This is a genomic window from Burkholderia ubonensis (genome assembly GCF_001718695.1).
Lineage (GTDB): Bacteria > Pseudomonadota > Gammaproteobacteria > Burkholderiales > Burkholderiaceae > Burkholderia > Burkholderia ubonensis_B.
This window is the reverse complement of sequence record NZ_CP013420.1, coordinates 1155074-1173452: the sequence shown is the minus strand read 5'-3', so window position 1 is coordinate 1173452 and position 18379 is coordinate 1155074. Positions and strand designations below refer to the sequence as shown.

The following is an 18379-nucleotide window of genomic DNA, read 5'->3' as shown; positions in this document are numbered from 1 at the left end:
GGTGACGGCTAAAATCACTGAGAAATTTATTTGCCTTGTGCCTCAATCTGGCTATCGGTTGGCTATGTCGGAGCCGACGGCTACGGAGTACCTGTTGGCTCCTGATGTCTCGGACGATGTATTAGGCGAAGCGATTCGAAGTGCACTAACTGAAAGTAGATTCTTGTCTCTGGAAGAGGCAAATGCGCTGCGGTTGACGGCTGATTCACGCTACACGGAGTGGGTGCGATCGTTGACAGATCGTTATGGGTACAAAACCAAGCAGGCGCTGTTCAGAAATATGCGGAGTTGTAGCATTGCGCTGTCTGGGGATGAGTTGGTTCTATCCCCAAGTCACCACGATAAGTTGGATAGCTGGAGCCGAACCAAAGGCGACGGAATTGAGGATGTAATCATTTCATTTCGCAGTTCTTCTGGTGAGCTTGGCGCGGCGTTGCGTTTGGCCTTCAGCCGTTGCACTGGTTAGACCCATTACCATGACGACAGCAGCAGCAGCAGGATAGGCCCGTGGTGCCAAATGTATGACACCCCCTGCGCGTGTGGGATGTGTTTCTGACGTGCATGGAATATGCCGGCGACGTTCCTATGTGCCGGCCACGGTGTTCCTTCGGCGTACCGACCGGGCTCACCCGACGTTCGTGCAAGGTTCCGTCAGCGCGTGCCTGTTGGCGATTCGATCTGCAAACTTAACGATAGTTGACCGACGGGCACGGCAGGCAGCGCTACATTAAGCGCATTCGCGCGTAATAACCGCTGCGCCTAGTTATTTAAAGAAGTGCGTGCGTCGAGTTGAAGAGCGCACCTTGGCGAAAACTGAGATAACGAACTGCATCTTAGCGGCCGCTGCCGGAGCCGCACCCCGTCTAGGGTTGCGGGTGTGTTGATAGCGCGAGCGCCTAAGGTGCTGGAAGCGGCGCTATTGGCAGGGTGACAAATACCGTTCTGTCGCCGATGGAGCGAATCAGAAGAATGCGAATTTTCAATCCCCATTTAATCGTAGGGGCTATGCAGCCGACAAGACTCTCCCAGTACTTGATCGTTGTTTGGGCAAGCCTTGCAGGAGCGGCCTACGGGGCTGGCGTCGTACCGGACGGAGGCACCGCGACGGCAGTGTCGATCGGTGCGGGCGGTCGACAAACGATCAACATCGCGCCAGCAGTCGGCAGCGTCTCGAACAACACCTATTCGTCGTTCAACGTTTCGAAAGCCGGTGCCGATTTGAACAACATCGGCATCAACGCGCGCACGATCGTCAACCAGGTCACAAGCACAAACCCGACATTGATCCAGGGCAACATCAACGTCCTCGGCCCACGCGCGAACGTGATCCTGGCGAACCCAAACGGTGTGACGGTCGACGGCGGCAGCTTCACGAACACCGGTCACGTCGTGCTGTCGACCGGTCAGGTGAGCTTCAATGACATTACGACCACGCTGAACGAGATTCAACGGAACATCACGCTGACGACGAACCGTGGGGCCATCACCATCGGTCCGGGTGGCTTGTCCGGTACGTTGGTCAACCTCGATCTGCTTGCCAAACAGTTGAACGTCAATGGTCCTGTTACGAATCCCTATACCTCGTCAACTGGAGGTATTCGAGCGATCGTCGGCGACAGTACGGCAAGCTACGATACTCACTTCTCCCCGGAGGACAACGGCCACGATTGGCTGATCGGTACCTCGACGCCCGGTACGAAGAGCGATGCCGTTGCCATCGACATCACGGTCGCAGGCGGGTTGACCGCCGGCCGCGTGCAACTGATTGTCACCGATCAGGGTGCTGGCGTGCGCAGCCTTGGCAAGATCTACGCAAGCGCTGGCGATGTTGTTCTTACGTCAACCGGAGACGTGACTGTCGTAGACGGTTCCATCAAGGGCGAGCGAGATGTCTCGATCGCAACGTCTGGCGCCGTCACGCTGCAAGGGGCGCAACTGAGCGCAGCGAACAACACCACGGTCCAGGCCGGCAGCATCACGCTGTCCGACGATGCATCGGGTCGTTCCTTTGTGAGCGCCGGCAATACGGTCAGCCTGACGAGTAGTGGAGCAATCTCCAACACCGGCAGCCAGATCCAGGCGGGTACGACGGGTACCGACGGTACGGTGAGTGGCGGAGATGTTGTCCTTAAGGCGGGCGGTGACATTACGAATCGTTCGACTGAGAGCAACGTCGCGGCCGTTGTTGCCGATAATGGCAATACAACGCTGGACGCCGGTGGCAGCATCGTCAATAGCAATGCTCGCGTGCAAGCGAACGGAACCGCTGCCCTAACTGCGGCAGGCGATGTCAGTATTGCGGACGGCTCGATCAAGGCAGGCGCTGACATTTCGATCAAGACTCCCGGAGCGCTGTCGATTCAGGGGGCGCAACTGGGCGCTGGCCACAATGCGACCGTTCAGGCGGCCAACGTAGTCTTGTCCGAGGACGCATCTGGTCCGTCGACCCTCAGCGCAGCGAATACAGTGTCTGTTATCAGCAATGGCGCAATCACCAATACTGGCAGCCTGATCCAGGCGGGTTCTGTCGCAAGCGATGGCTCGGCTATTGGCGGCGATGTGATACTCAACGCCGGAGGCGATATTACCGACCGTTCGACGCCGAGCAACCTGGGTATTGTCTTCACAGCCCATGGAGATACCAAGCTGACTGCCGGCGGCAACATCATCAACGACAACGCTCGCTTCCTGTCGAATGGCGCCATCGAGATGAATGCGGCCGGTGACGTGCAGAACATCATCGACCACACGGACGGCGCGAACGGTGGCCAGCCCACTGCATACTCGAATCGCGGCGGCAGCTTTCTCTTTTTCACGCACACGAATAGCGGCTTCAGTGTCGACTATGGCACCGTGGCGCAACCGAATCAGCTCGCGTACATCGCGGCCACGCACGGCCCGGTGACGATCAACGCACGCAATTTCAACAACTCGGGCGGCATCGTCCAATCGAACGACTCCGACGTCACGATCACGGCGCAGAACGTGTTCACGAACGCTGCGGTATTCAGCGGGCAGGCGAGCTACACGCGTAGCTGCTGGATTTTCTGTCATGCCGATGCGTCGAGCAACGTCACGCCGCACGGCGGAACGATCCAAGCCGGTGGCAACATGAATATCAAGGCCGGTACCGTCGCTCGCAACATTGGCGGCAATGTGTTCGCGACGGGCGACATCAAGGTCGACGCGCCGATCACTTACGCACAAGGAGTGACAGGCTATTCGGCAATCAATCAGCATCGTGGCCTCAAGGCATTCTTTGGCAGCACATGGGCACAGATCATCGCGATGGACATCGGCGGCGGCTTTACCGCGAATGGCAGTGTGACTCTGACGGGCGACGGCGTAATCGACGGCGGGAGCTTCAGCGGCGGGAAGGGCGTAACGGCAGCCGGTGGCATTACGACCGTGCGAGCGCCGTCGCGTACGCCGGTGCAGATCGACCAGCATCTCGGCTTGACGACGTGGTGGTGGCGATGATGAGTCGTGATGTGATGGCTGTACTGTTCTCGATGTCTGCGGCATCGCTCGCGACGCTCTTCATCGTACGGGTGATCACTGGGCCGCTGACTGTGAAGCCCATCGCGTCGGCTGGCGCGCATCACCACGTCGGCCAGGAGTGACGATGCGAGTTTCGTTCAAACGGTGGCTGGGCGCGCTCCCGGCAGTCGCGGTAATGCATGCGCCGGTCTTTGCGCAGACATCCCCGGCACCGGCAGGGCGGCCGGTTCAAGACCCGGCGCAACTGATCATCGAACAGCAGCGCGAACAGGCGCGGCAACGTCAGCTCGAACAGCCGCCAGCCTCGATTACGGTCGCACCACCTGCGTCGGACGTGACGCTCGACTACCCATCCAATACGCCGATCAGCGCCATCAACGAATCTGGCCCGACCTTCGCGGTGAAGCAAGTCGTACTTGTGATGCCGAACGGCCAGCCGTTCGAAGCGCCCAGGGGAATGCCGAGCGAGCGCCTGGATGCTGTCGTGGCACCATTCATTGGGCAGGACCTGGGCTCCCACCGCATCAACGTGCTGCTGAAGCGGCTGACGGATGTGTTCGTTGAACGCGGTTTCGTGACGACACGTGCATTGCTCGGTCCGCAGAATCTGAGTATGGGTTTGCTCAAGGTCACGATCCAGATGGGCCTGATCGAGGCATACACCATCAACGGCAAGCCGATCCGTCGGCTTAAACCCAACGAAGCCTCATCCGGAGGGGGCTGGATTACTGACGCTGGTTACGAGAACGCATTCCCGACTTCTTCTGGCGGCCCGCTGCGCTTGTCTGACATTGACCAGGGCGTCGCACAAATCAACCGCTTGCGCCGCAATCAGGCAACGGTGCAAATCCTCCCCGGTCAGAACGCGGGCGAGTCGGTCGTTGATGTTGCAAACAAGCCAGGCGATCGCCTGTACTACAACCTCGGCGTCGACAACTATGGCAGTTCCGCCACGGGCGCGACGCGCTATCGCGCAGGCGTTGAAGCCGACAACGTGCTCGGACTACAGGAAGCGCTGAGCATCAATTTTCTGGATAGTCTCGATAGCAACGCGATCGTGGGCTCGTTCGCGGTGCCGTTTGGCCGTCACACGTTCAGCTACACGATCTCCGACTCCGAATACCAGCAGGTGATCGGTACGACCGCACTGGAGTACGGACGCACGCTGTCGCACATCTTCGGCTGGAATTATCTCGTAAGCCGTAGCGTCAGCGACATCACGAGTGTCGACGCCACTCTGTCGTGGCGGCGCACCGACCGGGAAGTCAATGGGATCGATCTCGATCCGCAGCGCCTGGCTGTGTTCCGTCTCGGCGCAAACTGGCTGCACAAGTTCGTGATGAATGACGCGCAGGGCAACTTCACGATCAGCGCCGGACTGTCGCAGGGGTTGCCGTGGCTGGGCGCCCATCACGACATCCATGGCATTGCTCGCGAAGATGCTCATAGCCAGTTCACCAAGATCGACGCGACCGCTGCATTCACTTTGCCGCTGCCGAAGCTTGGGCAAGCAATGCTGGCCTACCGAGGTGTGCTGGGCGGCCAGTTCACGAACGCAGCGCTGTTTGGCTCCGAGCAGCTGTATCTCGGGGGGATGGACACCATCCGTGGTTTCCGGTCCGGCGAAATCGCGGGCGATCGTGGTTTCTACTCACGCAACGAACTCGCATGGCTCAACGCACCTGCCTGGAAGAACGGCCGCATCGAGCCTTACATATTTGTTGACGCAGGCAAAGCTAACCTGATCGCGGTAGCGGGGTTCCCAACGTTGGCAGGCGCGGGTGCGGGTGTGCGTGTTCAATGGCAATGGGGAAAGCAACTGTTGTCTGGCGAGTTGCTGGTGGGTCGTGCGCTGGTGCAGCCCGCAGCCCTTGGCTCCAAGCCCACGCTGGTGCTCGGGACAGCGAATTGGTGGTACTGAAATTTCCTCGTGTCATGACTATTCCGCTAGGTCTAGGCACTTTGCGTGGCGCTCTTTGGTGCCGCGCGCTTTTATTGGGTCGTATCTGGCTTTCTCTCGCCAGGTACTTTTTTGCGTGGCGGATCAAGTTGCCACGCCATTTTTCTTCAGGATGCTTGAGCTTCTTAGCTTGAGTCATCTGGAGCAGCGCTAATGCTTGATGAACCGTCCAATCTTCAAAGGAACGCCACGATGAAATTCTCGATTAACCGAGTCCTGATCGCTACGGCACTGGCCTGGCAATTGTCGGCGCCGGCTCACGCGGACACCACTGTCAACGGTACACCGATCACCGATGCCGAAGTCAACGCGGTGCTGCAGGCTTCAAAGCAGCCCGATACGCCGCAGATCCGCCAAGCGATCAAGAACCAACTGATTGCACGCGTGCTGATCCAGCAAGCAGCCGAAAAAGCGAACTATGGCGATAAACCCGAAGTGCAGGCTGCCGCGCAAGCGGCGAAGTCCAATGCCGAAGTGCAGCTGTATTTGAAGGACAACATCAAGCCGATGCCGGTGACGGATGCGCAGGTCAGGTCACGCTATGACGAGATCGTCGCGTCGCTCGGCAAGGATGAGTTCAAGCCGCGCATCATTGTGACGAAGGACGCGGCGACCGCGACGACCGTGCTGGCGCAACTCAAGTCGGGCCAGTCATTCGAAACATTGGCGCGGCAGTACAGTCAGGCGCCGACCGCTGCGGCTGGCGGCGAACTGCCGTGGGTAAGCTTCAAGACGCCGGTGACTGAAGGGAAGACTCAGGGCTTGCCACTTGCGGTTGCGCAGGCCATTACGCAGTTGCCGGCTGGTGGTGTGACGCCGCAATCGATCGCCCTTGGCAGCGATGTGAATGGCCCGCGCGCAATCGTCAAGGTCGATGCGAAGCGGCCCACGCAGGTGCCGTCTTTTGACGCGGCGAAGCCGACGATCCAGCAGCAGTTGCAGGTGCTCGCGCTGGAGAAGGCCACGGCCGACTTTGTCGGCGGCTTGATGAAGGGCGCGAAGATTCAGCAGTGAGGAATGCCACAGTGAAAGAGGAAGTATGCAATCCGGAGAAAGATGACGAGGTACAAGTGCCGCCTCAATTGGCACGGTTGAAGGCTGCGGCGGAGTCACTTGGTTGGCGTACCACGGCGAGTACCTGGTCGGGATATGCAGCCCACTATGAATTTGTCTGTGCTCACGGCCATCATTTCAAGCGGCAAAGGACGTATATGCTGTACGGAGAGCGAGCAAGCATGCTGTGTCCACGGTGCCGCTTGGTCCAACAGTACAACATGGCCATTGATGAATGACGGAGATTCGAGTGGTACGTAACCTGCGTATGAGACAGCGCTACGGTGTTTATTTGCGAAAACTGTCACGAGCGTCCCAGGTGTCATTCCAGGGCGTTCGCGCCAGCCATCGGAAAGTACGTAGCGTGGTGATCGGGAGCTTGTTGATGCTGTCCGCTACTTCAGCGTTTGCTGAGTATCGCGAGTCGTGGGTAAGTCCTGCCGAGTTGAAGAATCTGGACGCAGAGCAGAAGAAATCGAGCGCGAAGGCATCCACCAAACCTCCAGTAAAGCCGAAATTGATGTCGCAGCGTCCTGGTGATCAAAAAGCTCGCGCATCGGAGAAGTTGTCGTCAGATCCGATCGCCGCTTTTGCGCATGATGGCGGCGGTGCTATCTTGCCTCGGAAATCACGCGCGGCGCCGCCACCACATAGGACGAAGATAGCGCGGCAGAAGGTTGGGGAGCGTGCTGGCAATATCCATCACATGAAGACTGCTACCGCGTCGATGGTGTGATGGATGATGAAGTGCGAGACAGGTCCGTTGTCGGTTCAGTTGGTTGTCGTGGGGTGCGACGCGGTACAACCATTGGTTGCCATTGGCTACTCGGTCACGTTGCTGAACACGCAAGGAATTAGCGATGTCGTGGTGTTGTGATGTCGCTGATAGCTGAGGGTAGGCGAGCACGCGCTCGCCCCGATTCCTCCGTGAGTATTCCTGGGCAGGGAGATAACAGAAAGAAGGGCGAACGTGTCTGAGACTGACAAACCACCGCTCGCAGGAATGCGCCGCGCCAATTGTGAGGCAACGGCGGTACGACGCTTTGATGCTACGGTCGGTGCGATCACCGCCAAGGAACCGGTCGATGATGCGCAGACCGAAGACCGGGATCTGACAGATTACCTAATGCGGGCATGGTACGACCTGATTCAGCCCTCGCCGACGCCGGTGCCGCGTTGTCCGCATTGTGATGGGCTTCATATTCGGGCCGAGCGGCCGTCGGGTAAGAGCAAGCTACCGACCTATTTTTGCCATACGTGCAAGAAGAGTTTCAACCGTTTGACCGGCACGCCATTTGCGAGGCTCCAGAATCTGCCAAAGGGCACGGAGATGATTCCGCTGCTGTCGAGGCAGATGTCGTTGCTGCAGGCGGGCGAACGGTTGGGTCGCACACAAAAGGCGATACTGTCGTGGTTGCTGGCGTTTCGACGCTACTTGCTCGATCTCGATCCATCGGGCCAATGGGAGGCTCGTGTCCGGCTTGGCGTGCGGGTCGCACCACGAGCACGTTGTGCGAGATGCAGCTTTGAGGGCGGGTTCTCGGCTGGCGGATTTGATGCTCAGCGGCGGCGACGGATTCGTTGCCCGAAGTGCGGACGTAGCCGACTCCTGGATGTATTGCAGGATCAGGGGCAGGGCGTCGAGGGTGAAGTGACGCATGACGCGATCGACACGGCAATTCGAGCGCGTCAGAAGGTGCATCCGAAGATGGCGGTGCCGGTCGTGGCGCGCGCGGCTAGTGTCAGTGATGCAGCGCTGGAAGTGAAGGCGCAGGATCGGGCTCTCTGGAGGGATCTGGAACTGCCTGAGCGTCGATTGCCTCCCGGCCCCGTCGAAAGAGTCGAAGACGCAGTGCTATCCACGTTCTTGATCGAGCGGATCGAGGAGGTACTTTGCCAGAGTACAGCCGCAGTGCCATGCCCTTGGTGTAGTAGCGAGCACACTGAATACTATCCTCAACAGCGTCCCAACGGACTGCCGGGCTTTCGGTGTCGCGCATGTTTGTCGTACTTCACGCGAATATCGAACACACCGTTGAATGGCCCGCACATGCGCAAGCATGCTCTGCAACTGGCGCGGATGCTGGGATGGCGGGAGACTGCTAAGGCTGCTGCCCTTGAGCTCGGCGTTGAATCGGCTGTTGCCAATCGTTGGGTGTATGGGTTACGTCAATGGTTGCTGGTGCTCGATCCGACTGGTCGTATGGAAGCACGGGTACGGCTGGGCATTGGGCGGAAACCTATCGTGCGAATGTGCGAGAAATGCCGGCACACCGGACCGATCCTGCTACTGGGACCGACGAATCGCCCGTTGGCGACGAACGGGGATCGCCAATACAAATTCCGGTGTGGCAGTTGTTTACGCCATAGTCGGACGTGGCTGTCGTCTACTGACAGTGGGGCTGCTCCAGCTGCATCGTAGAGCGTAAGCAAGAGCTAACTGATCCGGCGTATGTTGCTATCCGCGAAATCGGACACGACCAAGGCGATACGGTACGCGCTGACCCGCTGGCCGTCGCTGATCTACTACTGCAGCGACGGGCGTGCAGAGATTGACAACCTGATTGCTGAGCGAGCGCTGCGTGGTGTCGCGATCGGGAGGCGCAACTACTTGTTCGCCGGCGCCGACACTGGCGGCGAACGCGCGGCTGCGATGTATAGCCTGATCGGCACGGCACGCTTGAACGGCCTCGATCCGGAGGCGTATCTCGCTTACGTGCTCGAGCGCATTGCCGACCATCCGATCAACCGCATCTGCGAACTGCTGCCGTGGAACGTGGCGTCGTCACTGCCGTCTACTGCCCACGTCGAGCCCATCCGCTAGCATCCGCCAATGTGGCCATCAACGAATAGCGGATGGAAGCGGAACTACGTGTGGTGCATACATCATGGGGCGTACCTTCCATCCCTTTGCGGTTGCCACAAGTTCAATTGAACGCAACTCCTTGTTTTGTCCCGCAACGACAGGCCAAATATGGCCTCCTGAATATGTGCTGTCTTCAGCGGCTTGGCGGAGTTCTGGATCCTGTGCCCATTTTGCGAGATTGTCGATCCGATAGGTAAAGAAAACTCTCGTAACCTTCTCATTGGTGGGCGAAGTAAACTCACTCGAACCTTGGACCTGAATGAGCCGAAGTCGCCCGTATTGGTAGCAGCCGTGGATGGTTCGCGGCGAAGACGAACGAAATGGAACGAATGACGGATCGTTTTCATGGGTCAGCCGCCAGAGCTTGAATGAATTGCCTGATGGGGACACTGTACCTCTCTCGACAGGATCCGGACCATTGTAGGATTCGACGATCCCCGCTCGCGCCATTGCATGAAGCTCCGCGTAATTTTCGGCCGGGTATGGGCTATCGGGGTACGGAAGCTCGTCGACCATCGCACAAAGGCGCCCGCTATCGCCAGCAAGTTCTCGCTTGATGATTGATGCGAACTCGCGAACTTGATCTCGGTGGGAGGGCACGCACGCGGCAAGCATCGATACAATAATGCAAGCCGATACGCCGGGAACTGTCAAAACGGGCCGATTTACCAGCACCTTGGTATCCGAAACGAAGTAAGGTGCCGGCAAGTTTATCTCGATGTAGTCGACAGGTCCGCAGAACAACGTCAGAAGGAGACGAAAAATTCCAGTGGTGCACTGACCAGCCGGTACGACCGCGGCCGGTTCGGTAAAGTCGTGGCACATCGCGTCGTTGATGTTGATTTTACCGTCACGAGCCCCTTCCCACACCGTCAACCATTTGCGCAATCAACGCTATTTCCTACGGTATTGATCGCGCGCTTACGTTTGTCTCATCGGCCGCGAAAATTGCGGCCGTGCGCTAACCGCTGAATGCATACCTCTAAATATGACGATGCCCTATCAGATCATCGACGACCTAGCGGCCACACTCGCCAAGTTGTCGGACGCCGAAGTGCTGGACAAACTGGTCGCCGTTCCACCACTGGCCGATGAGGCCGGCCCATGTTGGAATGACAAAGAGTATTGGCACCAGGTCGCTTACCCGTACGCGGCATTGTGGAGCGTGGCAGCGGAACGGAAGCTGCGGGCCGCCGTTCCGCTGATTCTTGATCGGGCTTGTTTGGGCGACCCTGGCGAGGTTATGCGAAACCTGTGCCATGCGCTCGAGGCAATCGTCAGCCAGACTGGCCGGCACTCACGTCCCCGTGTGTTGCTGCACTTGTGTCGCCACGGCCCGGCACTCGGTACTGGGCTGCATTCGAGTTGGGGCGACTGCGGGACCCGGCGGCAATCCCGGCTTTGGAACGAGCATCCGGGGATTCTGTGTCGGAGGTGCGGGAGGAGGTAGCGTCAGCGCTAAAGCGCACACGAAACTGAGCGCCATAGCGCTCTCGGGCTTGCCAATCGATATTGAACTGGGCAAGACGGTCTCGATCGGGTGCTTACGCAGGCCCAACTGACGGACCAACAGAACGCCGAAGACTAACATTGCCTTTGGCACTGAAAACCGGGACCGTTCAGAAAACGAACTTTACTAGACTCCGGCTCGCTCTGTTTGCAGGGGAGGGCAGGTCACTTGCTCAATTGCGGAGGGGCGTTTGTGCCTCGAATGCGCTGTCAGTGCGCGACGTCTAGTCAACAGCTGGCTTGAAGAGTATCGCGCTATCTCGAGTGCGTCCAAGCGATTCTGACGTCGAGAGCCTCAGGTAGCTCTATAGCTAGCAGCGATACCGATCCTTGATGAAGTTGTTGTAATAGCTACCCATAGAAGGCGCGCTCATTAATCCCCCGTGGACGTTGGCGGGAACGCGACAGAAGTCGTAGCTATGTCCTTGCATGAAAAGAATCCTCAGCCGCATGGTGCTTGGGTCGTAGCCCACTGCGCGAATAGCGCTGGACCTTACTGGAATCATTTCCATTGCTACCCCGATTCTCGATGGAGTTGTCTAGGCTGCCAATTTGCTTTACTTTCGGGGATAGCATACTTCATCTCACGTCTTGGATGGCTCGAACCTGATCTTCGCTTGCTCTAGCATCCACGATTCAATTTTGTCGTGCCACATGCGCAGAAGATCGAGCGGCCGACGTCGATAGTGTTTCTCGGCCAACGCGGACGGTTTGTGCCCTTGGATCTGCGCGACGACGCCAACAGGGACTTCAACCCATTCCGAAAGCGTACCGAACGATCGTCGCAGTCCGTGTAATGTCAGGGGAGGCAGAACGGCGGCCTCGAGTGCGCCGTTGTGGGCCTTTCTGGGCTCGGCGAGCTTTCCGTCCTCCGATCTGTTGCTGGTGAACACCCATTCAGAGGGCGACCAAGATTTTCCCTTTTCGGCGAGGCTGGCCAACTGCCGTCTGTTCGGCGGTATCTCGTTCATCTGCTTGAGATTCGTCAGGAGGCTCGCTAGGTACGGTGTAAGTGGGATAGTGCGGCCGCCGGTCCCCTCGATCTTGTCGTTCATGGTCAGGCTGCGCCAGCGGAAGTCCACGTCCTTCCAGCGCAATGCGGCGAGCTCTTCACGGCGAGCACCAGTAAGGAGGAGCCCCTGCAAGTATGCGCTGATAACCGGATTGCCTATCTGACGCACGGCCGTGAACCACGCAAGCAGCTGCTCTCGCTGTAGGCAGTCACTTTTTGCCTTGGTGCGCGGTACTGCTGCGCGCACGGCCCGAGCGGCATACGCAGTTGGAGCAATAGATCCTGAGTATTCCGGCTTGTCGTTGCACCACCGAATGAATGCGCGCAGTTTGCGGTAACTCTGCTCAGCGTTCGTAGGCCGCTTTTCTGCTTCGGCTTCAAGCCAGGTAGCCACTCGCTCGGCGTTGAGATCTGTCAGCTTCAGCGGCATTAGTGTCGCCAGCGGCCCAGGAATCGTAGTCCCACGTCCACGCTTCCAAGGAAGGCCGCCCGCTTGTGCGAGCTTCTCGTGATCGTAGTAGTGTCGATCGCTCCATTTGCCGCGGTGTGCGTTCAGATAGGCGGACCATGCTTCCGATACAGTCGCGTTTTGCCTGAGGGATTCGAGTTTGCGGGCTTCATGCTGAGCGCGCTGTTCTGCTCTTTCTTCACGGGGATCAATGCCGCGATCCATCAGCGCTTTGAGTCGGGCCGCTTCCTGTCTCGCTCCGAGGCGCTCGATCGTTTTTCCCGTTGCTGCGTCGGTCGTGGCGTGTCGCTCCAGCAGCCACGCGTTCGGCGAGCCAATGGTGATGCGAACGGTCTTGCCAAACAAGCGGCCCTCGAATACATAGGACTTCACGCCCGAAGCCGTCACGCGAAGACCGAGTCCTTGCTGCTTCTTGTCCCAGTAGATCGTCTGTTGTCGTCCGGGTACGCACTCGTAACCCGCCACACGTTCGGTCGTGAAATTTTCCTTGATCACCTGTAGTCCCCGTTTGTAGCGTAGCGCCGTGTAGGCACCATGTAGGGGAATTCTACGGATGTCAGTCAATTCGAGTCAACATCGAAGTGCTATGATTGACAAAAATATCGTTTAATTTCAAGTTGATATGGGTGTATCGGGATGTCGATCAATCTCGATCCGGCCGATAGACTGCGGCCTTCTAAGCCGTAGGTCACACGTTCGAATCGTGTAGGGCGGGCCAGTCAAATCAAGCACTGGCGAAAATCCCCCTTGAGTCAATGCCGTCGAGCCGTAGACCATGTAACCATGGTGTAACCGGATTTGGTCAATTCGAGATAGCCGCGTTGCTACTTCGGCGAAGCAAAGCCAAGAATCACCCAGGCGACCGCTTTTGCCTGCGCCTCACGATACGGGAGGGAGGTGTCCATACCATTTCTCGAAAGAGTTGGGACCTCCACGAAACGTGAGATGGTTCGGCCTGTCGCCGATTGAGTTTGAGCGACGCCATGCGCTAAACGGCTTGCGATTGTCGATGAAGCTCCGGCCGGGCCAGTTTGAACGCGCGAAGGCCGCTGCCACCAGATCGCTCGAGCATCTCTCCCGATGCGCTGTACCGGCTGGGTACATGGCACGACTTGACGGTCACGGCACGGACCGAAAAAAGCTCGGCGCGTCCCCCGCGCCATCGCGCTCCACTGCACGCATGTCCGGACGCGCATGCGCATGTGCTCGCCGATATTCGATCGGGGTCTTGTCGAAGTGCTGGCGAAACAGGCGCGCGAGATGCTCGCCGCTGCCGAGCCCGCAACGTCGAGCGATCGAGTCTGCTGGGAGCGCGGTGAAGGCGAGCATCGCACACGCGCGTGCCAGCCTGACACGCATCAAATAGGCGCTGGGTGCCATGCCGATCTCGCTCGTAAAGTGACGCAGCAGGGTGCGCTCGCTCATCGCGACGAGATCGGCGGCCTGTCGAACCTTGACGGGCTTGTCGAAGTTGCACGCGATCCACTTGGCCACATGCTGCATTTTCTCGGACATGGGCCGCTCGTTCAGCGGAATTTTCATGGCGGCGTGGTTGATTGCCCCGTCATTGAAGTCGAGGTCGTCAATCAGCGGCTGGCCGCGCGCTGCATCGACGCGAACCTGTACTTTGTTATCGGAATCGTCTTTCGCGAGGCGGTTCTCGGCCTGAAACGTCGAGCGCCGCATGTCCGAAGAGAATGGCATCGAGAATATCGTCCTGTGGTTGTCGAACGGGTATTGTCGACGCCCGTTCGGACATACGGTGTCTTGATGCCGCATGAGGTCATGCATCCCCGGCGCGGTCGTGACGATCGTTGCATGCACATCGATGTTCACGCCGCCGCGGAAGTGAATCCGTCATCGGGACACCAATTGTCCGAACCGCACGGCACACTCGCGTCCGGCACGAGTTCGTCTGCGTGAATATCCGATTCGGCATGCGCTGGCACCGGCCTGAGTCTGCGCCCGATGGGTCCGCTCGAGCACGTGCTGTGTCACCTGAAGGGCTTGCTTCGCGCGAAGCGTGGAGGCGAGGCGCTCAAGAATGGCCATCGCCGGTCGATATACCGTGATCGACTCTTTGCGAGCAACGCTTACCCATCATGTCCGATCTCGATCGCGAAATCATGCGCGCGCTTCCCGACGCGGCAACGCACGACGACTACATCAGCACCCCCGATATCCACCGCTGGCTGTCGCGGACCGCGCTCGACACGCCAACCGTCAGGACGATCAACCGGCGCCTCGCGAAGCTCGAGCGCGACGGGCTCGTCGAGGTGCTCGAACGAGGCACCGCGCTGGTGTGGCGCAAGAAGGCGGGTGCGAGCGGCATGGCCGCCAAGGCTGGCTCGATGATGACGTTCGACGAGGCGCTCGCGCTGCAGACGTTGCGGCGCTTTTCGTCGCGCCAGATTCCGGAACTGGTGGCCGAATCACTGTCGTCGATGTTCGACGTCGCGGAGGCACGGCTGCAGCGGACGAGCAATGAAACCGAGCGGCGCTATTCGCGCTGGGCGAGCAAGGTCGCGGTCGAAAGCGGCGGCTTCTCGCTGCATTACCCGGTAATCGACCGGGAACTGTTCGGCATCGTGTCACGCGCACTCTTTGAAGAGCGCAAGCTCGAAATCGTCTATCGCCCGCGTCACAACACCGACAACGACCGGGCCAGGATCATTCTGCCGCTCGGGTTCGTGGAGGTTGGCGGGCTCGTCTACCTGGTCGGCGGTACGCCGGGCAAGACCGAACCGACGATGTACCGCATGGACCGTTTCACGCGTGCCAGCGCGCTGCTCGAAACGTTTGACTATCCGCCGACCTTTTCGCTCGATGCCTATGTGAAGCAACAGCGTCGCTTCGACTTCATGGTCGAGAAGGAGGTGATGCTCAAGCTCAAGTTCCTCAACGGTGCCGGCGAGCATCTGCTCGAAGCGCCGATGTCGAAGGATCAGGCACATACCCGCGACGGCGACGCACTTTTCGTCAAGGGCACCGTGCTATTGAGTCAGCGCTTGCGGTGGTGGTTGCGCTCGTTCGGGCCGAACGTCGAGGTGCTTGCGCCCGCCGGCTTGCGTGCCGAGTTCGTGCGAGAGGCGAATGAGCTTGCACGCATGTACGGCAAGCCGGCGGGTGCAAGCCGCGCCGATGAAGCGGGGCGTCCGGAATGACCGCCTGACGTGCGCAGGCATTCGCCGCAGGAGTAAAAGCAATCGGGCGGCGGTGCGGCGTTCCGTCCGCGACCGCCGCGCGAGGCCGTTCATGCCATGTCGAGATCATGCGAGATCAGGCGCATCAGCGCGCGTCGCACCGGCGGCTGCGTCTGCCGCTGCGGCGCGGCACAGGCCGCGATCAACCGGCCGAGCCTTGCAAGTGCCGCGGCCGGCGGCAATGCCCCGGCGGCGACCCAGTGACCGACGCGCTCGGCCGGCATCTGCTCCGAAGCGCCGATCAGAAGAGCGAGCTCCGTGCCGCAGGCCGCAAGCGATTGCCTGAGCGCATAGTTTGCACCGATGCCGTTCCAGCAGAACTGCCCGCGCGCTGCCGGCGCCGGCCTGACGACGTGGACCACGATATCCGCGCCGGGCGCCCGTCGATCGGTCGCGAGCTCCCACGCGATAGCCCGATCCAGTGTAGGCAGTGCGTTGATCCACGACTGGACGACGCAGGCATCGAATCCCCACGGGCGCAATGCGATACGCAGCGTTGCGGAATCGTTGCGGAGGCAACGAGATGATCGTGCCAGGTAGGCGCGCTCGTGGCTCGCCGGTTTCGTCATGCGGGTATTCACGTGTGCATCTCCTGTTCCTGTTCCTGTTCCTGATTCTGATGGACAGTGTGCAACGTGCTTGAGACATACCCTGTCGCGAATCACGCAATCGCTTTCCGTTCGGTTGGACATGGGGCTGTCGGCGAGAGGCGGCATGGGTTCGCTGACGGCCCGTCACCCGGACCCTTCGGAAATTCCGTGCACCAACGTCCGCTTAGAAACCTCATCCACCTCACCCCGGCAACGAAATCACGAACCGCGCGCCGCCGAGCGGCGAATCCTCCAGCCGCACGTCGCCGCCGTGCACGAGCGCGACGCGCCGCACGATCGCCAGCCCGAGACCGAACCCGCCCGTCTGGCGGTCGCGGCTCGAATCGAGCCGCTGAAACGGCTCGAACACGCGCGCGCGGTCGGCCGCCGGAATCCCCGGGCCGTCGTCGTCGACGGTCAGCACCAACGCGCCCGACGCATCGCTCGCCGCCGACAGCAGCACCGTACGCGACGCGTAGCGCGCGCCGTTGCGGATCAGGTTCAACAGCGCCCGCGCGACGAGCTTCGGGTCGCATACGTGCGAGGCGGGCGCCCCCGTGGTCGACACGTCGAGCGCGAGCCCGCGGTCGGCGACGTCGTTCGCGATGCTGCCGGCGATGCTGTCGATCAGGTCGGCCACGGCGACCTGCATCGGCGCGAGTTCGCTTCGTCCCTGCTCGAGCCGGCCGATCGTCAGCAGCTCGGTGACGAGCTCGTCGAGTTCCCGCACGTCGCGTCGCAGCGCGTCGCAACGTGTCTGCATCCGGCTGCTGTCGTCGGCGTCCGCGAGCAACGCGAGCCCGAATTCGAGCCGCGCGAGCGGCGTCTTCAATTCATGCGAGATGCCGTGCATCATCTCGCGCTGCTGCTGGATCGATGCTTCGATCCGCTGCGCCATGTCGTTGAACTGCTGCGACAGCTCGTAGACGTTCGACCGTGCGGACAATCGCACGCGCGTCGACAGCTCGCCCGCGCCGAACGCGTGTGCGGCAGTCTGCAGCTTGCGCAGGTCGCGCCAGTGATGTGACGTCCACAGCGCAACGGCGAACAGTGCGGCGAGCGCGATCATCCCGTTCGCATAAATCTTGACGTCGAGCATGGCCGGCTGAATCGGACGAGCATGCAGCACCGAACCATCGGCGAGCGGCATGTAGTAGTTCCTGCGGTCGTAGCTGATCGCAATCCGGCCGGCGTCCAGATCGCGCAGCGGCGCGTCGGACAATTGCGCGCGGGCGTCGGCCATCGACATGAAACCGAATCGCTCGTTGCCGTGCTGGCCGAGTTCGCTGAGCGCGAGCGTACGCTTCGCACCCGGATGGCGTTCGAGGTAATCGTTCAGCACGAACGCGTAGGTGGTCAGCGAATCGCGTGTCGCCTGCGCGCCGCGCTCGTAGAAGATCCGGTCGAACGACCATTGAACGAATACGACCGCCGCGGCACAGCTGACGATCACGATCAGATAAAGCCTGATCAGGGAGCGCAGCATTCACGCATCCCACGCGGAAGGGCTGAACAGATAGCCGCGGCCCCAGATCGTCTTGATCTTGTGCGGCTCCGACGACGCGTCCTCGAAGCGGCGGCGCAGCCGCGAGATGCCGGAATCGACCGAGCGGTCGAGCCCGTCGAACTCGATGCCGCGCAATTGCTTCAGGATGTCGTCGCGGCTCAGCACGGTGCCGGCGGCGCGCGCGAGGATCAGCAGCAGGTTGAACTCGGCGGTCTTCAGGTCGACCGGCTCGCCGCGCCACGTGACCGTGCGGTTCGGCGGCGAGATCGTCAGCTCGCCGAACTGCAGCGCCTGCACGGGCGCAGCGTCATCGGTCCGCGGTTCCGCAGGCTGCGCGCGCCGCAGCAGCGCGCGGGCGCGGGCGACGAGCACGCGCGGCTCGATCGGCTTCGTCACGTAGTCGTCGGCGCCCGTCTCGAGGCCGGCGACCTGGTCGTACACGTCGGCGCGCGCGGTCATGATCAGCACCGGCACGTTCGAGAATGCGCGAATCCGGCGGCAGACTTCCATGCCGTCGAGATTCGGCAGCATCAGGTCGAGTATCACGAGCGACGGCTGGTGCTCGCGCACCGCCGCAATGGCGAGATCGCCGCGCCGCACGACCGTCACCGCGAACTCGTAGCCGTCGAGATATTCGCGAACCAGCTGCGCAAGGCGGTCGTCGTCCTCGATCAGCAGGACACGGTATTTGAGCGGGTCTTCGTTCATG

The 18379-nt window shown here is 60.2% G+C and carries 16 protein-coding genes and 1 pseudogene; 10 read left to right on the top strand and 7 right to left on the bottom strand.

Features of this window, described 5'->3' with window-relative positions:
* Position 1 precedes the first annotated feature (1 nt).
* The 8 genes and pseudogenes from WJ35_RS29575 to WJ35_RS05270 all read left to right on the top strand — a co-directional run.
* Complete coding sequence (locus WJ35_RS29575; protein ID WP_196222088.1) at positions 2-466, top strand: contact-dependent growth inhibition system immunity protein; 465 nt, start codon at positions 2-4, stop codon at positions 464-466.
* Between the two features lie 503 nt (positions 467-969).
* Positions 970-3480, top strand: coding sequence for a filamentous hemagglutinin N-terminal domain-containing protein (locus WJ35_RS05285; protein WP_230459676.1), 2511 nt, complete (start codon positions 970-972; stop codon positions 3478-3480).
* Positions 3477-3623 (top strand): hypothetical protein, encoded by a 147-nt coding sequence (locus WJ35_RS31045; protein ID WP_155121866.1) that lies wholly within the window; start codon positions 3477-3479, stop codon positions 3621-3623. The genes WJ35_RS05285 and WJ35_RS31045 overlap by 4 nt, the downstream gene beginning before the upstream one ends.
* 53 nt (positions 3624-3676) lie before the next feature.
* Complete coding sequence (locus tag WJ35_RS05280) at positions 3677-5422, top strand: ShlB/FhaC/HecB family hemolysin secretion/activation protein (RefSeq protein ID WP_059559369.1); 1746 nt, start codon at positions 3677-3679, stop codon at positions 5420-5422.
* Positions 5423-5653: 231 nt separating this feature from the next.
* Positions 5654-6475: a peptidylprolyl isomerase gene (locus WJ35_RS05275; RefSeq protein ID WP_059474381.1), complete on the top strand. Its 822-nt coding sequence runs from the start codon at positions 5654-5656 to the stop codon at positions 6473-6475.
* Between the two features lie 424 nt (positions 6476-6899).
* A complete protein-coding gene (locus WJ35_RS31040; RefSeq protein WP_155121865.1) occupies positions 6900-7250 on the top strand; it encodes a hypothetical protein in 351 nt (116 codons plus the stop codon).
* A 234-nt stretch (positions 7251-7484) separates the two neighbouring features.
* Positions 7485-8936, top strand: coding sequence for a DUF746 domain-containing protein (locus tag WJ35_RS29570; protein ID WP_230459674.1), 1452 nt, complete (start codon positions 7485-7487; stop codon positions 8934-8936).
* A gap of 36 nt (positions 8937-8972) precedes the next feature.
* A pseudogene (locus WJ35_RS05270) lies at positions 8973-9338 on the top strand (transposase domain-containing protein); the annotation flags it as partial.
* Positions 9339-9356: 18 nt separating this feature from the next.
* Here WJ35_RS05270 and WJ35_RS31035 read toward each other — a convergent pair.
* Positions 9357-10268 carry a hypothetical protein gene (locus WJ35_RS31035; RefSeq protein ID WP_155121864.1) on the bottom strand — a complete coding sequence of 304 codons (912 nt, stop codon included), beginning with the start codon at positions 10266-10268 and terminating at the stop codon, positions 9357-9359.
* Between the two features lie 366 nt (positions 10269-10634).
* On the opposite strand from WJ35_RS31035, the gene WJ35_RS32710 reads away from it, so the two are divergent.
* Positions 10635-10859 (top strand): HEAT repeat domain-containing protein, encoded by a 225-nt coding sequence (locus WJ35_RS32710; protein WP_420480900.1) that lies wholly within the window; start codon positions 10635-10637, stop codon positions 10857-10859.
* Between the two features lie 341 nt (positions 10860-11200).
* Here the strand turns inward: WJ35_RS32710 and WJ35_RS32025 are convergent, their stop codons facing one another.
* The 3 genes from WJ35_RS32025 to WJ35_RS05260 all read right to left on the bottom strand — a co-directional run bounded on the left by WJ35_RS32025 (position 11201) and on the right by WJ35_RS05260 (position 14206).
* Positions 11201-11320, bottom strand: coding sequence for a KTSC domain-containing protein (locus WJ35_RS32025; protein WP_230459681.1), 120 nt, complete (start codon positions 11318-11320; stop codon positions 11201-11203).
* 153 nt (positions 11321-11473) lie between these two features.
* Positions 11474-12865, bottom strand: a complete 1392-nt coding sequence (locus WJ35_RS05265) for a tyrosine-type recombinase/integrase (RefSeq protein ID WP_059474407.1) — start codon at positions 12863-12865, stop codon at positions 11474-11476.
* Between the two features lie 624 nt (positions 12866-13489).
* Positions 13490-14206 carry a helix-turn-helix domain-containing protein gene (locus WJ35_RS05260; protein WP_224056577.1) on the bottom strand — a complete coding sequence of 239 codons (717 nt, stop codon included), beginning with the start codon at positions 14204-14206 and terminating at the stop codon, positions 13490-13492.
* A gap of 266 nt (positions 14207-14472) precedes the next feature.
* Between WJ35_RS05260 and WJ35_RS05255 the strand changes: the two genes are divergently transcribed.
* Entirely contained in the window at positions 14473-15534 is a 1062-nt protein-coding gene (locus WJ35_RS05255) for a helix-turn-helix transcriptional regulator (RefSeq protein ID WP_059567945.1), read from the top strand.
* A gap of 89 nt (positions 15535-15623) precedes the next feature.
* On the opposite strand, the gene WJ35_RS05250 is transcribed toward WJ35_RS05255, so the two are convergent.
* The 3 genes from WJ35_RS05250 to WJ35_RS05240 form a co-directional block, all read right to left on the bottom strand.
* On the bottom strand, positions 15624-16154 hold the full coding sequence (locus WJ35_RS05250) for a hypothetical protein (RefSeq protein WP_224056575.1): 531 nt from the start codon (positions 16152-16154) through the stop codon (positions 15624-15626).
* A 211-nt stretch (positions 16155-16365) separates the two neighbouring features.
* Positions 16366-17649 carry an ATP-binding protein gene (locus WJ35_RS05245; RefSeq protein ID WP_069238855.1) on the bottom strand — a complete coding sequence of 428 codons (1284 nt, stop codon included), beginning with the start codon at positions 17647-17649 and terminating at the stop codon, positions 16366-16368.
* Positions 17650-18378, bottom strand: coding sequence for a response regulator (locus WJ35_RS05240; RefSeq protein ID WP_069238854.1), 729 nt, complete (start codon positions 18376-18378; stop codon positions 17650-17652).
* Position 18379: the final 1 nt, after the last annotated feature.